Source organism: Flavivirga abyssicola, assembly GCF_030540775.2.
In the GTDB taxonomy this organism is placed as follows: domain Bacteria; phylum Bacteroidota; class Bacteroidia; order Flavobacteriales; family Flavobacteriaceae; genus Flavivirga; species Flavivirga abyssicola.
Map to the genome: position 1 here is coordinate 2,941,551 of NZ_CP141266.1, position 20,422 is coordinate 2,961,972.

The window sequence follows — 20,422 nt, forward strand, 5'->3', positions numbered from 1 at the left end:
GCTTATTCTTTAAGTGGTTTTACAATTATTTTACTTGATTTTGGATTGTCTAGAAGCTTTTTGGTCATTTCTTGAACATCTTCTATCGTTAATGATGTCATTGCTTCTAATTTTTCTTTTGCAGAAGTTCCAGGCTCTAATTTACCACCATTGTCTATAAAATTTTTGATTTCAATAAGACTTGAGGAGTTACTTTTTTTGGTCTCTTTTTTTAAGGATTCCTCTGTATAATAACTTATGAAGCTTTGCTTTATATTGTTAAAATTTTCTTGAGAAATTTTTCCATTCTTAAAACGGTCTAATTCTTCATAAACAATTTTTACTAATTTATCAACTAAGTTAGGGTTGCACTTAAAGTTTACTCTAAGGTTAGCTTCTTTAGTATTAAGATCTTCTTTTTGTTCATCTATTAGATCTAACCCTATATCTATACCATAAATACCTCCTTCTTTTTCTCTAAGAAGGTTTGTATAGCTTAGTCTAAGAAGTTGTGCTAAAATATAAGAAGCAAGCGTTTCTTTTGCATTAAATGATATTTGTTTTTTTAGCTTAATATCTACATAAGCTTGAGGGGTAGTCATGGGGATATAAACATCTTCATCTATATGACTTGCAGTCCATTCATTATATTCGTTCTTTTTAAATTTTTCTAGTCTACTTGTTGTCGATAAACTGCCTAGATACTTTTCTAATAATGGTTTTAGAGTTTCTTTAGTAATTTTACCAACAATTATAAAATCAAAATCTGCAGGGTTTTCAAACCTATCGTAATAAACTTTCTTTACTTTATCTAGAGTTATACTTTCTAAATTGTCTATGCGTAAACTTTGAAATAAAGGGTTGTTTTTACCATATAGTATATCATTTACATTACGGCGTACTTTTGAGAAAATAATATTTTCGTTTTTCTTTCTCAATGTTTTTTCCTTTTCTATAATATTTTTAAAAGCTGAGACGTCAAATCTTGGCGATGAAAATGTTAGATGCATCATTTGTAGAGCTTCCTTAGCATCATTTTTGTTAAAAGAGCAACGAATTGATTCTTGGTAATTTGATAAAGCGTAGTCTAACCTTATTTGTTTACCAGTGAGTTTTTCTTTTAGTTCTTTGGCATTAAAAGCACCTAACCCTGATTTTTTTATAACTTTAAACAATAACTTACCAGCCAATAAATCTTCTTTGTCTAATAATGAAATTCCACCTTGGCTTATAGCTGAAAAATAAATTTTTTCATCGTCATTATCTGTATACTTATGATGTACTCTAATGCTGTTGCTTAATGTATAGGTTGTAAAATCTAAATCGTTATTTTTTAACTGTTTAACAATTTTACCAGGAACTAGTGTTGTACCATGCATCAAAGAACGAATGTCTTCCTTTTTTTCTTTGTAAGGCGTGAGTTTATTGTTCTTTTCTGCCGCTTCTATAATTTTCAAAGCTTTTTTCTTTGATAAGTTTTTTTCATCAATTGTACCTGTAACAATTATTCTTCTATTATGAGTGGTATAAAGCGATCTTAATCTTTCTGTAAGTTCTTTAGGTGTAACTTCATTTAAAATATTTTTAGCTATTTCATACTCTTCATGAGTATCTGTAGCCACTATATTATTTAAATAATCTTTTTTAATTTGGTTAGTTATAAATAAAATGTCTTTGGTTTTTAAATCTTTGATTATTGTTTTATAGTTGTTTTTGATGTCTGTTTTGGCTTTCTCAAATTCTGAAGGAGTAAACCCAAATTTGATTGCTCTGTTTAGCTCATTCATAGTAAGGCTAAAGGCTTCTTCTTGCATGTTTTGTTTTGGTGATATTTGTATACCAAAATCGTTATTTAGTCTTCCAGCCTTACTTATGTTTGGTTTTACAGAAAACATTGGAGAATTAAAGTCTATAATGGTATTAAAACGCTTAGATAACATATTTACTAACATCTTATCTAATAGGCTCTTGCGCAAACCTCCTATTGTATTTTTGTCTGTTTCAATAGCTTTATGTATATAGAACTCTATTTTAGATATGGCATCATCTTTATCTTTTGTAAGAATAAATAATGGTTGTTCATTATTCTTAAAAGCAACTTCGTAGCGTTTTTTAGGGTTTTCTGGTTTAGGGATTTTAGAAAACGTTTTAATAATTCTTTTCTCAACATCATCTATATCAATATCTCCAACAACAGCAATGGCTTGCAAATCTGGCCGATACCAATCCCTGTAAAAGTTTCTTAATGTTTCATATTTAAAATTATCAATTACGCTCATTAGCCCAATAGGGCTTCTATCTTTATATTTAGATCCTGCATAAGTAACAGAGGCCTGCAGATTAGAGGTTTTAGCAGCAGAAGCATAATCTCCAGAACGCCATTCTTCTTTAACAACACCTCTTTCTTTATCAATATCTTCGTCAGATAAAGTTAGCTCATGGGCCATATTGTATAATACCAGTAAAGCTAAATCGATTTTTTTTGATGCTACACCAAGATTTTTTATGTAATTAATTGTTTGATCATACCTCGTTGTCGCATTTATATCATTGCCAAAATTTAATCCGTTTTTTTCCAAAACCCTCAAAATTTCGTTATTGGGAAATGATGTGCTGCCATTAAAGGTCATGTGTTCTAAGAAATGAGCTAAACCGCGCTGATCTTCATTTTCTAAAATTGATCCTACGTTTTGTATCAAATAGTAATCTGCTTTGCCTTTTTTGTTATCTGTAGAGTATATGTAATACGTAAGGCCATTTGGAAGTACGCCTTTTTTTATTTTTTTATTTTTTGGTAATTGTTCTTTTAAATCTAATCCTTGACTATACACAGATAAAGTGAGTAGTAATAAAAATCCTTTTAAAAATAAATATTTCATTTTTTGTTTTTAGAAATTAATTATGTTTTTCTAATTCAATTTTTATATAAAGAAGAGGCGTAGAGAAATGACCATTGCAAAAGAAATGTTAAAACTCATAAACATTCATTTTTAGAGCAAAATTAAGACAATAAAAAAAATGTTTTAAATAAATGAAAATAAAGTGCTTATGAAACTGAATGGTTTTGGGGGAAGTCCTAAATGTTAGCCATTTAGTATAATGTAGTGTACTTATTAAATTTTATAGTTTCCCACCTTTTTTTAACAGTAATAAAACAATACTGCTAAAAAAGGTGGTCTCAACTATTTTTTAAATTTTAGTATCCAGGATTTTGAGGTAATAAATTAGGGTTTTTAACTAATTCATCTTCGAAAATAGGAAATAGTAAATCCGTATCGCTCCAATTTGGTTTTACTGGGGATAATACGCTATTTGCCGTATTAGTTCTTTTTAAATCAAAAAACCGGTGTCCTTGTTCGGCAAATAATTCTACCCGTCTTTCTTGTATGATGGCATTAATTAAATCATCAGTTGTATTAGCAACTGTATTAGGTAAACCTGCTCTAGTTCTAACTAAGTTTAAGTCGTTTTGTGCTCCTGCTATATCACCCAATCTTGCTCGAGCTTCTGCTCTAATTAAATATTGTTCTGCTAATCTAAAAATAACAGAAAATTCTAATGTGCCTGAGGAAAAAGAATTAGTAGAAGGTGTGGGTTCAAATTGTTTGTATTTGGCAGCAAAATAGACAGGGTTGTTATTAATATTTCTAAACCCTATCCATGAAGATGATCTTAGGTCATTAGGTTCAAAAGCATCTATTAAACCTTCAGTTAAGGTTACAGAATTTATAAGGCTTGCAATATTTTCCGGTATAAAAAACGTACGCCCTTCATGAGTATTGTTATTTAAATTTGCTACGGGTCTCAACTGAAAAATAGCTGTGGAAGCGTCTTTTAAAAAGATCTTGCTTAAATCGGTTTCCCAAGTAAAAGCGTCTATTAACACAGTAGCATTTGTAGCCGCTTCAAACCAATCTTCATTATATAAGTTTACTCTGGCTAATAATGCTTCAACTACATATTTGTCTACACGAGTACGCCCGTTTTTTCTTATTTGAGAAGCTGGAAGTGTTACTAGTTCTAAACGGGATTTAGAGTTATTTAAATCTTCGATTAATCTTTCATATACCTCATTTACTGGAGTTTTGGAAATAGATTCATTTACTACTCTATTTGAAGTTGTTACATAGGGTATATCTCCATATATCTCTACTAATAAATGGTGCAGAAAAGAACGAAGAAATAAGGCTTCTCCAATAAGTTGATTTTTATCATTCTCACTTATATTATTAGAAGCCTCTACACCTTCTATTAAGAAGTTAAGTTGAAATATCATTTCATAAGAAGTTCTCCATGGGGTAAAAACATTAAATTGATCTGTAGGCAGTAATTCGTTGAAGAAGAAAGGTGAAGTAAAGGAAAATAACTCATCAGTGTATAGGCCTAAAATATAACTGCTTCCGCTAGTTTTACCAGAAACTAAACTGTTATCACGTAAATTAACATATGTATTTATTAATGCTGTTTCTGCGATAAATTTACCTTCAAATATATCGTCTGGATCTAATAAACCATTTCCATTTTCTGCTTCATCTAAAAAAGTAGAACAAGAAGAGAAAAGCAGTATAGAAAGTAGAATAAAACTATATTGGTTTAACTTAAAAGGGATTACTATTGTGTTGTTTATATACTTATTTAAAAACATAGCTTATTTTTTAAAATGTTAAGTTTACTCCTAAAGATATTTGTCTTAACGAAGGCAAGGATCCTGGTCCTATTTCTGGGTCTGGGGCAAAATAATTTGAAATAACAAATAAATTTTGTCCTTGTATAAAGAAACTTGCCCTTACATCTTTTAAGACATCTTTAGGTAAATTATATGTAAGTGAGGCTGTTCTTAAGCGTACAAAAGAAGCGTCTTCAACATTTTCATCACTTAGAGTGATGGCTGTATTTAACAAATCAAATTCTGTGTCAAGTCTTTGAACAGATGTATTAGTGTTTCCTGGTTGTCTCCAACGATTAAGAAATTCTACAGGCAGATTTAATGGCCTAGCCATAGCCCCTGTTCTGAGTCCGTAAAAGCTAGGGCCTTCTTGTTTACTGTATTGTAGTAAGAAGTTTAGTTGCCAATTTTTATAGGTTATATTATTGGTTACACCTCCAAAAAAATCTGGCGAAAAATCAACAAAAGTATTACCAGCTACAACATCTCTAGAGTTTATTCTACCATCGTTATTAGAATCTTCAAAAATATATTCACCAGTAGTTGGGTTTACTTCTATAAATTTATAGGCTCTCTGACTACTAAGGGGTTGCCCTACAGTTAATATATCTCTGAAAGGGCTAATAGCTAGGTCATCAAACCTTACGAGTTCATTTCTGGCTCTTGTAAAATTAAAATTGGTTGTCCATTTAAATTTTTTTGTGTTTATATTAACTGTTCTCAAGCCTATTTCTAATCCTGTGTTCTCTACGAGTGCTCCTTCCAAATTGGCTGGGAATCTTGCAAATCCTGTATTTATTGGTTGTGGGATACTTACCAATTGATTACCAGATCGATTACGATACCAAGCTGCGGTTAAAAAGATATTGTCGTTAAATAACCCTATATCTATGGCTACTTCTAGTTTTGTGTTTGTTTCCCATTGTAGGTCTGGATTGCCAATGTTTCTTAATTGTGTACCAGCAATATTATTATATGTATTATTTAGCCCACCACTAACATAAAAAGGGGCGTACTGGTTAGTGGAAATATTATCACTACCAGTAAGACCATAACTAGCACGAATTTTTCCAAAACTTATAATACTTTGTTTATCTCTTATTAATGATTCTTTAGAAAATACCCAAGCAGCTCCAATGGCTCCAAAGTTTCCGAATCTGTTATTTTTACCAAAACGAGTAGAACCGTCTCTTCTTCCTGTAAGGTTTAATATATATTTACCTTGATAATTAAAATTTAGTCTACTATAAATAGATGAAATTCTATCTATTTCTTCAAAGAAAAATCCAGGTGTTACTGTAAAAGCTGCTGAACGATCTAGTATTAACCTGTCTGTAGCAAAACCAGTTCTTGTTTCGGTGTCGGTACGACTATATCTAGACTGAAATGTAGCTCCTGTTAAAAACTGAATCTTGAGTTTTCCAGCGGAAAAATTATAATTAATTTGAGGTTCTGCTATCCAAGATGTTCTATCTGAATTATTAATTAATAGTTCCGAAAACCTTGAACGATCGCTAACACCACCAAATAATAAAGGGTCTGATGTTCTTGTTCTCGGATTTGCCTGAAACTCTTCAAACCTCACATCTGTATATCCTAAATTTGTTTTAATTTCTAAATTATCAGTTATTTTATAAGATATAGATGCATTTGCTACTAGGTTTTTAGTCTCACTTTGAAATATCTTTTCGATAGATGCAATTGGATTTCTAAAGGTGGAAATTCCGTTTACTCTTTGCCAGTTTAAATTACCGTCTTCATCATATAATGCAGGAGCAACAGGTGATAATTGAAGTGCAGCAAGATACAATCCATCAGCAGGTCTGTCATTATCATCTATACCGTAATTAGTAGATAGGTTGAAACTAAAACGATTATCTTTAGATTTATGATTGATATTACTTTGGAAGGATAATCTATTATAGTTAAAATCTCCTGGAAAGACTGTAGTCTCATTAACTAAGGCACTACTAAATAAAAACTGTGTACGCTCACTTCCTCCAGAGATGGATATTTGTGCATTTCTTCTGATGGCACTATTACCAGCTAAAACTTTCTGCCAATCGGTTTCTCTATTTTGATCCCATAAACCATTAAATTCATTATGATCTGGATTATTCCGATTTGTAGGTGAAATACCCGAATTGTTGAAAAGCTCTGCTCTAAACTCTAAATATTGTGCTCTATTCATTAATTTAATAAATTCAGGAACTGTACTTACAGTGGAGCTAAGAGTTACACCAATTGTTGTTTTACCAGCAGTTCCTTTTTTTGTGGTGATTAATACCACTCCATTAGCCCCACGGGCTCCATATATAGCTGTTGCATCGGCATCTTTTAAAATTTCTAAACTTTCTATATCTGCAGGATTAAGAGTGTTTAAAGGACTTATATTACCTGTTCCAGAAAAATTAACAGTAGTTGAAGAAAGTGAACTGCCATCATAAGGAACACCGTTAATTATATATAGTGGTTGAGAATTTCCTGGGCGGTCAGGAAGACCACTTGCTAGGGAGTTTCCTATAGAATTTCTTCCTCGAATGGTAATATCGTAACCACCACCATTTAAACCTGAATTAGGCGTAACAATAACCCCGGTAACTTGACCCGGAATAGCCGATAAAAAATTATTTACAGGCTGTTTTTCGATATCTTTTGCTTCTACCTTAGAAATGCTACCTGTACTTTCTCTTTCTGTTGTATTGTAATAACCTGCGTTGATAACAACACTTTTTAACTCACTAATTTCTTCTTCCAGAGTAATAGAAATTATCTCTTTTTCTCCCACTAGAGTTTCTTGTTTCTTAAAACCCAAATAGGAAAATACTAATACACTTTGGTTATCTGGAACACGAATAGTGAATTCGCCACTGTAATCTGTTGTGGTTCCTTTTACCGTTCCCTTAATGAGCACGGTAACTCCCACTAAAGGAACACCATTGCTATCAGTAACTTTTCCTTTGATGAGCTTTTCTTGAAGACTCTCCCTTTTCTTAATTAAAATGGAGTTGTTTTTTGTGACAACTAGTGCCAAGTTTTTATATTCAGATAAGGTTTTATTTAGAAGTGTATTTAGTCCAATAGTACCTTTTTTGAGCTCTATTTTTGGTAAGTTGTCAAATAAACCTTCTTCATAAATAAAATTGTAATCAGCTTGTTTAATGATAATAGTGAACAATTCATCTACACTAATGGTCATATCACGATCTATTACTATCTTATTTTGAGATAAGGTGTTTTTTGGTGATAAACCTAAAGCGGTAAAGCATATAAGAAATATAGAAATCCTCACAATAAAATCTTTATAATTCTTTCTTTTTAAAAAAGAAATAGTATTAGAAATGATTTTCATAAATTTGTTTAGTATTTAATTAGTTTAAAATTAAGTATGTGTTAAAGGGAAGTATAGTTGCAATAAAAAAACCTGCAAGTTTAGCAACTAAACTTCCTTTATTTTTAATTAAAAAAGTTTAAATTTTTCTATATTAGAAGGTGTATAGAGCTTCTAATAATTATGAAAAATATATTTTTATTTTAAAGTAACCGTTTTATCTCTAATTTCATAATTTCTTATGATCTTACTAGCTTTCATTAAAGATAAGACTTCTTCAATTTTTTCGTTTCTTCTAAAAGCACCTCTGTAGGATAATTGATCTGTAATATTTTTGTTTTTATTATCAAAAATAACATCGATATCATACCAACGCGATAACACAATTATAAGATCTTCTAAAGATTTATTTTCAAAAGTGAAAATTCCATCTTTCCATGCTATGTATGTATATGGGTCTACTTTGGAAGATGTAATTTCATTAGTTTTTATATTTAATTGCGTTTGATGGTTGGGTGTTAAAATTTGCCTTTGTTTGGATACATTATTTGAGACTAAAACTTTCCCTTCTACCAATGTGGTAGAAATAACAGGGTCTGATTTATAGGCTTTTATATTAAATTCGGTTCCCAATACTTCAACGTGCTGATTTGAGCTTGTTACTTTAAAGGAAGAACCATGGTGATTTGTACTTGGTGATACATCAAAATAGGCTTCTCCATAAACAAGTTCTACGTTTCTAGTTTTTCCTTTAACAAAGGAGACCGGGTATTTTAATTGAGATTCGGAATTTAACCATACCTTGGTACCATCTGATAACTCTATCTGAAATTTACCTGCTCTTGGTACAGTAAGGTAATTAAAAGCAATATCTTCTTTTTTATCAATAATATTTTTATTGTATATAATATTTTCTCCATCACTTTTTAGGTTGGTTATTTCATAATCTTTACCAGACTCCAGAGATATATTCTCACCCGATGATAATGTTAAAATAGCTTGGTCTTTAATTGATTGAATATTATTATTTACAATAATTGGTGATAGCTCAACATCAGCGGTTGAAGAACCTCTTAACGTATAAATTAAAACACTAACACCTATAATAGAGGCTGCAGCTATATACTTGTAATATCGTTTAAATGGATTTTTAATGAACTTACTGTTTTGATGGTTTTTTATTGTTTTAAAGAAAGCTTGTTTTTCACTTTCAACATCAATATTAAAAACATCTTCAGCGCTAGTTACATAATTATAAATAGCCTCATTGTCTTTATGTTCTATTTCATCGATGTTTTGCTTTCTTTTAATGCTCATTACAAGTCTATTATTATATTATATTACAAGTCTACAAATATTTTTTATAATCTGTGTAAAGTATGAAAACTTTACACAGATTATTAGGAGTTATTATTAACTCAGGATAAAAAATTGACTTACCACATTACAATTGGGTTAAAATGGTACAACTGTATAGGTTCCGTTAAGATCAAATCCAGGACCTGCACCATCTTTAATTGAAAAATTAACCACAATTTCTTTTGTGGTTTCATCGTAAGTCCCTGATACCACCGTGAATCCATCTTCTTCTGCTTGATCACAAGCGTCATAATTAGAAAGGGCTATAGTACCTGTTGTTGCTCCTTCTGAATCAGGAGTTAAAGCCAAAGTTAAATTTCTTTCAAGGCTAGTATCAGTACAGGCGGGAAGCATAAAAGGTTTTCTAATTGAAATTATACCACATCCAACAACAACATCTCCACTAGATGCTTGTTTAGTAAAATTTTGGGTGAAAAAAGCAGTTGCAAATGTCATTCTTAAACTTATATCACTCCAAACACTGGTATCAACAGTAGAGTCACATGCTGCACCTGAGGTTTCATCATATGGATCTGTATTATTAGTGACTTCCTCTCCATTTTTTGTACCATCAGAATCACAATCTGCTGAAGCCCAAAAAGCATTACTACTATCATAGCCTGTATAACCTATGTTTTGAGCTGGAGTACAAGGATCATTATCATTTTCATCAACATCAGATAATACGCCATCTCCATCTTCGTCAACTATCGCCGATGTTAAAGTGACAGTAACGTTAGATTGTGCTACAACTTCACCGTTCATAGCATTGACCACAACATTTATTACTGGGTTTATATTAGCATCTATTAAATTGGCATTTGCAACAGCTAAATCCCCTGTAGTCGGATTTATGTTAAAAGCGGCAACACTTTGTGATGCAATTGTAAATGTTACTACACCAGAACTAGTTGTGGCAGTAACTTGTCCTACAATATCTCCAACATTTTTGTCATCTGTTATAGCAAAATTAAAGTCTCCAGTACCTACAGTTATTTCAGGGCCATTATCATCATCACTACTGCAAGCAGCAATAAAAATAAAGGAGAAAAGAAATAAGAATTGTTTAATGTTTTTCATAATTAGTTTAATTTTAATTAAAAGAAATAGCTATTTAGTAGTTACTTACTAAATAGGTTTAGTTTATTAGATTAAAAGCTTTGTCTCTATGTAATTACAAAGGAAGAATGAAAAAATACCCTAGGTGAATTTTAAGTTTTTTTTATGTTTTTTAATTTTTTAGCTAAAAATTTAAGAAGAGGACATGAGAGTTTTTATCTCAGATTTAAGTTTTAACTACCTGTTTTAGTGTTGTTTGTGTTGGTTTTTAGTAGAATAACTTACAGTTAAAACGAGTTATTTATTCTTTTTAAATTTTATTTTTTTTATTGCGTATGAAATATGATATTCAACTGTTTTAATAGAAATATCTAGTTCTTCTGCGATTTCTCTATAAGTGAGCTTATTTAATTTGGATAACAAAAAAACCTCTTTAGTCCTTTTGGGGAGTATTTGTAAAGCATTTTTTATCATGTTTTTAAGTTCTGTTGCATCAATTTCAGCAGCCATGTTTTCTATAGGTAAATTTTCATATTGAGTATATTCTTCAAAATGAACCTTATTTTTTTTGCTTTCTCTATAGAATTTCACAATTTGACTTTTTAAAATTTTCCATAAATAAGACTCAATGAAATGTTTCTCAGGAGATATTATGGTGACTTTATCCCAAAAAAGAATAAAAGTTTCCTGAACAATTTCTTTACAATCTTCTTGTTCCTTTACAATTTTACGTACTCTAGCATATAACAAAGGGTAGTATAATTGAAAAAAATCACCAAAGGTCTTTTCGTCTCTTGCCTTTAATTTTTTCCAAAAATGTTTACTTTGTTTGAGATTCACTAATAATTTTTTTTATTATAATAGTACTGATATTATAAGGGCATTGAGAGTAATATGTACTAAGATGTTTAGTTTAGTTGTATTTGTAAAATTAAATAAAAAAACTAAAAGGCAATATTACTTAAAAAATACTAAATAATGATTTAAATCCGAATGCTCTGTTTTGAAATGTTATGAAATATTTTCAACTCTATGCTTCTTAGGGGCTTATAAAAATAATTTATTAATTAATGGAAAAATTAGCCCTGATTCATTTTCAGAAGCTTATGACCGTTATAATAAAAAAAGAGGACAACTTTCTCAAAATTTAAAGTTATCCTCTCAAGTGGAGTCGGAGAGAATCGAACTCTCGTCCAAACAAGTAACCGAAGAGCTTTCTACACGTTTATTCTTTTCTTGGGTTTTCGATTATAAGCTGGTTAAAGACAACCCACTTATAACTTATCTTTTTTAGTTTCGAAAGGGCATCAAAGCGCTACCCAATCTATGTTAACATTTACGATGCCTCAAAATGGAACGCCGTTAACAAAGGCTTTCCGGAGACATAAAGCTTGTACACCTTGTGTACCTAGGCCAATCTTACTATAATTCAGATTATGCAGCTAAAGCGTAGTTATTCTCGCCGTTTAAAATTTGATCTAGCCTTTAACGTGTTTCAATGTCATTACACGACGTGCTTACCGTTCAATTAATCTCGCTGTCAAAACCAGTCGACCCCTTAATTAATTCATTACTTCTTGATATTTTTTAATATATCGAACATAGTCGAAATAATAGAAAAAAGTATCTAGAAGCCGGCGTTATCCCTTCTTGTTTTTAATTACAAAAGGGCTAAGATTTTTGGCAATTATTTTTTTATGAAAACAAAAATAGCTCCATCAAATGCCTCAATCCTTAAAACGCGGACAGCAAAGGTATCAAAAAGTTTGTATAACCATGCAAATCCTCTTATTTTCGTGCAAAAATTGTTCCAATATTCAGTTAACAATTTGTAATAACAGTTGTTGGTGTTTTTTTGAGAACAGTTTACTAACTAAACCAATAACCTAATGAACATTCAGTTTGCTATTATAAAAGAACGCAAAAATCCACCAGATAGACGTGTGGTATTCTCTCCATTAAAGTTAGCTGAAGCACAAAAAGAATTTACAGAGGCAACCTTTAAAGTTGAATCTAGCGATATTCGTGTATTTTCAGATGAACAATATAAAGAGGAAGGGTTTGAAATTACAAACCATATAGGTGATTGTGATGTGATGATTGGTGTAAAAGAAGTACCAATTGAAAACTTAATACCAAATAAAAAATACTTTTTCTTTTCTCACACGATAAAAAAACAGCCATACAATAGAGAATTATTAAAAGCCATTTTAGAGAAAAATATAGAACTCTATGATCATGAAACCATAATAGGTAGCAACGGATTTCGTTTAATCGGCTTTGGCTATTATGCAGGATTAGTTGGTGCTTACAATGGGTTTCGAGCATTAGGATTACGAGATGGATTATTTAATTTGCCAAAAGTAGAAAGTCTTGACGATTTAAATGCTGTTAAAGCAGCGTTAGATAAAATAAAACTACCTAATATTAAAATAGTACTTTCTGGGACAGGAAAAGTGGCAAGAGGTGCTAAAGAGATTCTGGATCATTTAAAAATAAAACAAATTAGTGATGCTTTATACTTAACATCTAAATTTACAGAACCTGTTTATTGTTTGGTAGATGTTATGGAGTATAGCAAACGTAAAGATGGTAAAGTTGGAAGTACGAGCGAGTTTTATAAAGATGCAACAGGTTATGAAAGTAACTTTATGCCTTATGCGAAAGAAACAGATTTTTTTATAGCAGGTCATTTCTATGGTACAGGAGCTCCCTATTTATTTACACGGGAAGATGCTAAGTCTCCAGATTTTAATATAAATTTAGTGGCTGATATTAGTTGTGATGTAGATGGCCCTGTAGCTTCTACATTAAGAGCATCGACCATTGCAGAACCATTTTATGGTTATGATCCACAATCTGAAAGCGAAGTTGCTTTTAATGCAAAAGATGCGATTACAGTTATGGCAGTTGATAATTTACCATGTGAACTTCCAAAAGATGCTAGCGAAGGCTTTGGAGAACAATTTCTCGAACATGTAATTCCAGCGTTTTTTAATAATGATGCAGACGGTGTTTTAGAACGAGCTAGAATAACAAAAAACGGAAAACTAACAGAACGGTTCTCTTATTTACAAGATTTTGTAAATGGTAAAGAGTAAATTTTGAACCTTGAAAAAGATATGATAACTAAAATAGCATTAGTAACAGGAGCAGCTTCGGGCTTAGGATATGAATTAGCATTATTACTAATAAAAGATAATTATAATCTTGTTTTAGTTGATATTGACGAACCTAAATTAAAAGAGGTAAAACAGCTTTTTAATAAAGAGTTTAAAAACGAAGTTAATTTATTAGTAAAAGATTTAAGTAAGCCAGATGCAGCACAAGATATTTATGACGAAGTCAAGCATTTAGGACCCGTAGACGTCTTAGTAAATAATGCAGGTTTTGGGTTGTTCGGTACCTTTGCAAATACAGATTGGAAACGCGAGTCTGATATGCTCCACCTTCATATTTTAACGACTACTCATTTAACAAAATTAATTTTACCAGAAATGATTTCTAGAAAATCGGGTAAAATTTTAAACATCTCATCTTTGGCAGCATTTCAACCGGGGCCACTAATGTCTATGTACTATGCGTCAAAATCTTATATTTTATCTTTTTCTGAAGCCATAGCTAACGAGTTAAAAGGAACAGGAGTCTCAGTTACTGCTCTGTGTCCAGGACCTACTAAAACATTATTTCAAGAAACGGTTTCTAACGATTGTTCAGAAAATAAAATCAGCTTTAATATGGCCTGTGCAGCTAATGTTGCATTGTATGGTTATAATGCTATGAAAAAAGGGAAGACAGTGGCTATTCCTGGAGCTTTCAATAAGTTTTTATCTACAATACCACGTTTTATTTCAAGAAATATGGCAACAAGAATAGTTAGAAATATTCAAGAAAAGAATCGCGCGTCATAATTGTTTTAAGGTCTATGTAATACTTTAAACATCCAAAAACCAATACTTAAAAATAATCCAAACAAAAAGGTAAACAACCAAGCTTCTAAATGTTGATTTGGACTTAAGAGGATATTGAAAATATCACTAAATAAATCTAAAGGGTGCTGAAGAATTTCCCAAGAGTTATAGCGTAAAAAACGCCCTAAATAAACGCCAAATCCACTAAGGAAAAGAATAAGTATCATTAAAAAATTTATTTTTTTCTTTTTCAAATATCTATTTAATAGTGTTTCCATATCTACCAGAGACAATGAAAATAGTAATAAACCATTTAAGGCAAAAGAGCTAACAACAAGTACATCTAACCACAATAAATGATTTGAACTAATTTTTAAATGCAGTAAATCTGTAATAATATAAGGGGCATTAGGTAAAAAAGTTAACCATATGCTAAACCAAATAGCAAAACCTACTTTTTTGCGTTTTGATACGGTTACTAAATAAGTTGTAATGGAAAAAGGAATGACAGCTAAAAATAAATTCCAGACTAAAAATAAGTAGAAAAAAGAATGTGTTAATTTTATTCTAACCATTAATAATACAATACTTAGCATTATAGAAATACTTAATAAAGAAAAGATTTTAAATCGGTTGAATAGAAGTGTTTTTATGGTGTTCATATATTATTTGTTTTTTTAGGACTGAATTTGGTTATACTATATTCAATAATTAAAACGCTAATGATTCCTAGAGTATAAGCGACCAGGTCTGAAATATGAAATGTGCTACCAAGAATAAGTTTCAATAAGTGGTTATTATTTAGATTTAGTGTCTCCAATATGTTTATTAGCTGTAATAGTTCTATAACATAAGAGAATATTAAAACAGGAATCGCAACTATAATAGGAGCCGCTTTGACAAAGCTTTTAATAAAACAGTAAAGTAGCATAACGACTAAATAATCACCAAGGGTATGACGTATAAAACCATACTTAAAATAGATGGCTATTAAGACTTCAATTGCGAATAAGACTACTGCGATGATAAAATATTTTTTGTTGAATTGTAATATCATTTTATTTCTATTTTTTCACCTAAAAACTTAGGTTGTACATTAAAAAGGACATCAATTGACGCTTTTGCTCTAGCTATATATTCTCTTAATTTTGTTTTTATACCATATCTCCCGTTTATATCTTTAGCATTATATCCAATAGCATTAATTTTGAAGTTTTTAGCGAGATAAATAGCACGTTCATTATGAAACTCCTGAGATATTATTGTTATGGAGTTTAGGCCAAATATTTCTTTTGATCTTACGACTGAATCTAGAGTTCTGAATCCAGCATAGTCTAAAAATATTTTATTTTTTGGAATGCCTTTTTTTATTAAATCATTTTTAAAATCTGTAGGCTCGTCATAGCTTTTTCTTCCGTTATCACCACTAATTAAAATGAATTCTATTTTTTCTGATTTGTAAAGTTGATAAGCAGCTTCTAATCGATATTTATAATATAGGTTTATATTTCCGTTTAATGTAAACTTGCTTGCTCCTAAAACAAGTCCAACTTTGTTTTTAGGAATAAGAGCCATATTGTTGTAAGTGGAATCTTTTGCTTGGTATACTACCCAAACGTTTATAATTACTATATAAAAAATTAGTAAGGTTAAAAAAAGTATGATTTTTTTTAAATATTTCATATTAATTATTTTTTGTTTTATTGCCTTTAGCCAACCAAATCCATGATTGCATTGTCGTAAAGAAAGCCGAAACAAAAAAACTTGTCGTAAATATTGATTCTAGCATTATCCCGTAAGAACATAAGCTAAAAACCACTATAGCATATAAAGGAAAATACTTTTTAAAAACACTTCTATTACTTAATCCATCGCTTTTAAGCCAAAAGAATGGCATAATTGTAAATAGGATAGTAATAGCACAACAAATTAAAATTGGAATCATAGATAGGAAAATAAAAAGTATCATATCACTTTGAAAGTCTTCAGAAATTATAATGATCCAAAATATACAAGTGGCCAAAATGGTTGATTTAAAAATGACAGATGGAAGGCTCATTAATCTATATTTAATCTTAAATTATCATATTGTATTTCTTGCCAGTTTTTACTTTTTAATTCAATTAGGTAAGCGTGGTATTTTTTCTCAATTAAAGCTTTCTTTTCTTCGGTTAAATTATTTTGTTCAGCATAATTTTTAAGAAGAAAGGTGTTGTTTGATAAATCTAGTAGATAATTAAAATCCATAGATTGCGCATAATTAATGTTGTAATGAGTAATGTAATTATCCCAATTAATAATACTAGATACAATCAGAATTGTGAAAGCTGTTAATGTATTTACTCTAAATAAATACCAAAAGTTTTTTATTTGTTTTATTTTAATTGATGTTGTAAATAAACCAATTATTGTAAGTAATAGGTAAATTAAAACGCCTATCCGTTTATATGTGAAACCAAAATAATAGATGTATTGGCAATCCTTTATAACAATGTTTACTATTAATATTAGGTTAAGTATTATCCATATATAAGTTACACATTTAAGGTTTTTGTTGTCTTTATAAAAGTTTAGATTTCCTCTAAAAAAGTATAGTATAGTTATTATAGCTATAACTATGGAACCAATTAAGGCATTAATTCCATTATGAACTTGATTAGAAAAGACAGAAGCTCTTAAATCATTGGTGGAAATTAAATAAGAGATATCAGTAATGAGAAAGAAAGCGATAAGTATGTTTAAAAGTGTTATTAAAATAAGTCCTAATTGATGTTCTTTTTTTTGCTGCTCTAGTATGATATCCCCTTTCTGGTTTAAAGAATTTCCAGTGTTTAAATCGTAATTAGTAGCAGGATCAACTTGAACCGGTTTAGAAATATTACTAAACAAATAATATCCAAGAACAGAAACTAACAACCATTGAATATTAACAAAGCTAAAATCAATTTTAGAAATTAATTCACTAAACATAGGATTTCCATTTTTATATAAGCTTATAAAAATGATAACCATAATTAATGGAATACCTATTATTTTAAATAAATGGAGATAATCAGTTTTTTCTTTAGGTGTATCCTTTTCATCTTTCTCAATAGAATTAAAGTTTCGATGAAAGAATGCTGCTATTGATGAATAAAACCCGTTGAGCCAATTTATGTAAATAGACGAATTTTGCTCTGATACGTTTCCTATTAGTGTTAAAAATGCAACTACATATGCAATTATTGATAAGTTTGATTTGTAAAAAAATACAGAGATAGCAACTATAGCGAATACAATACTAAACACAATAGTGCTTTTTTGCTTAAAAGCATCTTTATTATAAATTATGAGTATAATAATTGCTAGCAAACAAAATAAACTTAGGTTTAAACCAAGGTCGTATTGATAAAAAAATGTGCTAAACAAAACGGAACCGATTAATAAAGGAATATTTTTCATTTTATATTAAATTATGAATTACTATTAAGTAGTATAGAAATGCAATAGGTATATTAAAAAGTATTATTCCTATTGATTGTATGGTCTCTCTTCTATTTCGCTTTAAGAATAATAAGGATAGTAGAATAACCAATACTAAAGAATTTATTATAATGGCTAACCCTACATAATAATAGCCGATCATAGTTACAGAACTTATCTCTCTAATAAATACTTGCAGCAAAAATAAAATAGTACCAATGCCAAATGATATTAGTGAGATTTTGGAAGAAACTTTATATATGTCCATATTAAACTTTTATAAGTATGTTAATTTGTGATTTTGAGAATATAACTTGTCTAAAATCATGTATGGAAACCGTTAACAATTCTTTATAATTGAAATGATGGAATGAATTAGCATTTTTTCCAATACAGTATGATTTATAGTAATATTTATAATAGTCAGGTAAAATGATGGTTCCCAGAATAATGGCGCCATAGAGGTATAAACTTCTTTTACCGTTTCCATAGCACAGATATTGTAACGCAATTTCGTCTTCAACTTTAGTTCCATAACCAGTTAAAGTATGATATGCATCATGTCTTTCAACTTTTGAGATCAATTCAAAGTTGTTTTTATTAAGAAATAACCCAAGGTGTTTACCAAAAGAATCATCAGGATAGGTTAGCAATTGTTTTTTATTGATGTTCCAAGGTTCATGATTCTTAAAAAGATTTGTGTAAATCTGTTTAGATTTTTCAAATAACCATGCTATAAATGTCTTTCTTATATTCATTTTAAAAGTACTTTGAAATTCAAAGTAATAGATTAAAAAAATAGTTATTGTTTTTTTATTAATTTTTCGAGTGCGTTAATGTGTTTTTTAAATTCTGCTTCTCCCAATTTAGTAGTGCTATAACGTGTGTTAGGTTTTCTACCAATAAATTGTTTTTCAACTTTTATATACTCGGCTTTCTCAAGCGCTTTTGTATGGCTGGCTAAATTACCGTCGGTAGCTCCAAGTAATTCTTTCAACATATTAAAATCGGCATATTCATTTACCATAAGAATAGACATAATGCCTAATCTAATTCTATGATCAAATACTTTATTTATGTTAGTTATTATACTCATCTTACTTCCTGCGAAGGCAGGAATCTTTATTTATTTTTATAATCAAGATAAAACTTACTGTTATTGCTTATTCCACCATTATTTATTAAAATTCTCTCCATTATTTGACTTTCATTTATGAATATCCAAAATTATTACTTATTGTTTTTCCTGAACCTATATTTTTATAGGTTATATTGTAATCACGATCAAATTTAACTTCATTCATACACGTATTTATATAAATATGTTCGTCTTTTTTTATTTTAAAATATTGTGTTTTTGAGTCTGGTATTATTGAAAGTTAGTCAATATCAAAATTATTATTATTTTTTATTAAAAATTTGCCATTATCAGTACAGCAAGAATATAAAAGTAAAAAGGCAGATACTATTGCTAAAATTTGTTTCATTTTCTATCATACTTAAAATGCATCCATGTACCATAAATAATATGCATAATTCCAAAACCTAAAACCCAAAGCCAAAATCCATATCCCGGTAACCAAGCGCAAATTAAGCCTAATATAATTTGAATAAAACCTAAATAACGAATATCTCCAATACTATATTTTGAAGCATTTACTAAGGCTAATCCATAAAATAAAAGCATTAAAGCACCAGTTTGTCCATATTTTTGTTGCCCTAGTATGATTAAGATATAGATACCACCAGCTACTAACGGAATTAAAAAATTTATGACTAAGCGACGCGATGAAGTATCCCACATAGTAGCACCATTCTTTTTTGCCTTTCTTGTAGTTAAGATGATACCGGTAACAACACTAAAAAATGCAATTAAGAACAGGTCCAACATGACTAATTTAAATATTTTGCCATCCAGTATAAGAGTGCCACTACTATATTCTATAACTAACCAATAGGCAATAGCTGCTCCAATAAGTGCATAAATCCCGGCTAATATTCCTGATAAGCCACTAAGTGATATAAACCGCGAGGATTTATTCATTAAATCTTTTATCTCGCTTATGTCTTTTAAATAATCTTTTGATTCCATATAAAAGTACTTTGAAATACAAAGTAAATAAATTATTTTTAATCGAGCATCATAAAATTTTGTTAAGTTTGAATTCGTAATTTAAATCTATTAGAATATTGAAACCTGTAGACGAGTATTTTTTCAATCAAAAAGAACCTTTTCAATCCATCATGCTTTATGTTAGAAGTGTCATACTAAATACCCTTCCAGAAGTAGAGGAGCGATATAGTTATAGAATTCCGTTTTATAATATTGGAAAAAAACCTATGATTTATTTAAATATTTTAAAAGGCAAAGAGTATGTAGATGTTGCTTTTGTACAAGGTATTCTATTGGAAAAGCAGTTTCCTGTTTTAAAGAACAATAATAAACGTAAACAAGTACGATCTATTCAACTAAGAACGATAGAAGATTTAGACCATGAAAATTTTGTTGAGTTGTTACATGAAGCATCAAACTCATTGAACAAAAGCAAAAAAGCCTGGTTTATTTAATGAAACTTAATAGTGAAAAACTACAGAAATGGTGAATTCAATATTATACAGTTGAACTATCCCACAACTGGAGAGCAGGGTATTATA

At 29.9% G+C, this 20,422-nt stretch carries 16 protein-coding genes and 1 other RNA gene; 3 read left to right on the top strand and 14 right to left on the bottom strand.

Features of this window, described 5'->3' with window-relative positions; translation table 11 throughout:
• Positions 1-2 precede the first annotated feature (2 nt).
• The 7 genes from Q4Q34_RS12345 to ssrA all read right to left on the bottom strand — a co-directional run bounded on the left by Q4Q34_RS12345 (position 3) and on the right by ssrA (position 11,952).
• Positions 3-2,858, bottom strand: coding sequence for a M16 family metallopeptidase (locus tag Q4Q34_RS12345; protein ID WP_303316241.1), 2,856 nt, complete (start codon positions 2,856-2,858; stop codon positions 3-5).
• 317 nt (positions 2,859-3,175) lie between these two features.
• A complete protein-coding gene (locus Q4Q34_RS12350) occupies positions 3,176-4,624 on the bottom strand; it encodes a RagB/SusD family nutrient uptake outer membrane protein (RefSeq protein WP_303316240.1) in 1,449 nt (482 codons plus the stop codon).
• 10 nt (positions 4,625-4,634) lie between these two features.
• On the bottom strand, positions 4,635-7,997 hold the full coding sequence (locus Q4Q34_RS12355; protein ID WP_303316239.1) for a SusC/RagA family TonB-linked outer membrane protein: 3,363 nt from the start codon (positions 7,995-7,997) through the stop codon (positions 4,635-4,637).
• 177 nt (positions 7,998-8,174) lie between these two features.
• The gene (locus tag Q4Q34_RS12360) at positions 8,175-9,293 is read right to left on the bottom strand and encodes a FecR family protein (RefSeq protein ID WP_303316238.1); all 1,119 of its coding nucleotides are present in this window, start codon (positions 9,291-9,293) and stop codon (positions 8,175-8,177) included.
• A 138-nt stretch (positions 9,294-9,431) separates the two neighbouring features.
• Positions 9,432-10,415, bottom strand: coding sequence for a cadherin repeat domain-containing protein (locus Q4Q34_RS12365; RefSeq protein WP_303316237.1), 984 nt, complete (start codon positions 10,413-10,415; stop codon positions 9,432-9,434).
• A gap of 276 nt (positions 10,416-10,691) precedes the next feature.
• A complete protein-coding gene (locus Q4Q34_RS12370; RefSeq protein ID WP_303316236.1) occupies positions 10,692-11,234 on the bottom strand; it encodes an RNA polymerase sigma factor in 543 nt (180 codons plus the stop codon).
• Positions 11,235-11,557: 323 nt separating this feature from the next.
• Positions 11,558-11,952: a transfer-messenger RNA gene (gene ssrA, locus Q4Q34_RS12375) on the bottom strand.
• A gap of 337 nt (positions 11,953-12,289) precedes the next feature.
• On the opposite strand from ssrA, the gene Q4Q34_RS12380 reads away from it, so the two are divergent.
• Both Q4Q34_RS12380 and Q4Q34_RS12385 read left to right on the top strand, forming a co-directional pair.
• Positions 12,290-13,495, top strand: coding sequence for an NAD(P)-dependent oxidoreductase (locus tag Q4Q34_RS12380; protein ID WP_303316301.1), 1,206 nt, complete (start codon positions 12,290-12,292; stop codon positions 13,493-13,495).
• A 21-nt stretch (positions 13,496-13,516) separates the two neighbouring features.
• A complete protein-coding gene (locus tag Q4Q34_RS12385) occupies positions 13,517-14,305 on the top strand; it encodes an SDR family NAD(P)-dependent oxidoreductase (RefSeq protein ID WP_303316235.1) in 789 nt (262 codons plus the stop codon).
• Positions 14,306-14,310: 5 nt separating this feature from the next.
• Here the strand turns inward: Q4Q34_RS12385 and Q4Q34_RS12390 are convergent, their stop codons facing one another.
• The 7 genes from Q4Q34_RS12390 to Q4Q34_RS12415 form a co-directional block, all read right to left on the bottom strand.
• On the bottom strand, positions 14,311-14,967 hold the full coding sequence (locus Q4Q34_RS12390; protein ID WP_303316234.1) for a DUF1361 domain-containing protein: 657 nt from the start codon (positions 14,965-14,967) through the stop codon (positions 14,311-14,313).
• The gene (locus Q4Q34_RS19645) at positions 14,964-15,362 is read right to left on the bottom strand and encodes a ribosomal maturation YjgA family protein (RefSeq protein WP_303316233.1); all 399 of its coding nucleotides are present in this window, start codon (positions 15,360-15,362) and stop codon (positions 14,964-14,966) included. Before Q4Q34_RS19645 ends, Q4Q34_RS12390 begins: the two co-directional genes overlap by 4 nt.
• Positions 15,359-15,988 (bottom strand): SanA/YdcF family protein, encoded by a 630-nt coding sequence (locus Q4Q34_RS12395; RefSeq protein WP_303316232.1) that lies wholly within the window; start codon positions 15,986-15,988, stop codon positions 15,359-15,361. The genes Q4Q34_RS19645 and Q4Q34_RS12395 overlap by 4 nt, the downstream gene beginning before the upstream one ends.
• A 375-nt stretch (positions 15,989-16,363) precedes the next feature.
• Entirely contained in the window at positions 16,364-17,746 is a 1,383-nt protein-coding gene (locus Q4Q34_RS12400; RefSeq protein WP_303316231.1) for a DUF4153 domain-containing protein, read from the bottom strand.
• Positions 17,747-18,036: 290 nt separating this feature from the next.
• The gene (locus Q4Q34_RS12405) at positions 18,037-18,525 is read right to left on the bottom strand and encodes a Coq4 family protein (protein WP_303316230.1); all 489 of its coding nucleotides are present in this window, start codon (positions 18,523-18,525) and stop codon (positions 18,037-18,039) included.
• A gap of 44 nt (positions 18,526-18,569) precedes the next feature.
• Positions 18,570-18,863: a winged helix-turn-helix domain-containing protein gene (locus Q4Q34_RS12410; RefSeq protein WP_303316229.1), complete on the bottom strand. Its 294-nt coding sequence runs from the start codon at positions 18,861-18,863 to the stop codon at positions 18,570-18,572.
• Positions 18,864-19,250: 387 nt separating this feature from the next.
• Positions 19,251-19,859, bottom strand: a complete 609-nt coding sequence (locus Q4Q34_RS12415; protein ID WP_303316228.1) for a hypothetical protein — start codon at positions 19,857-19,859, stop codon at positions 19,251-19,253.
• A gap of 98 nt (positions 19,860-19,957) precedes the next feature.
• On the opposite strand from Q4Q34_RS12415, the gene Q4Q34_RS12420 reads away from it, so the two are divergent.
• The gene (locus Q4Q34_RS12420; protein WP_303316227.1) at positions 19,958-20,335 is read left to right on the top strand and encodes a DUF1801 domain-containing protein; all 378 of its coding nucleotides are present in this window, start codon (positions 19,958-19,960) and stop codon (positions 20,333-20,335) included.
• Positions 20,336-20,422: the final 87 nt, after the last annotated feature.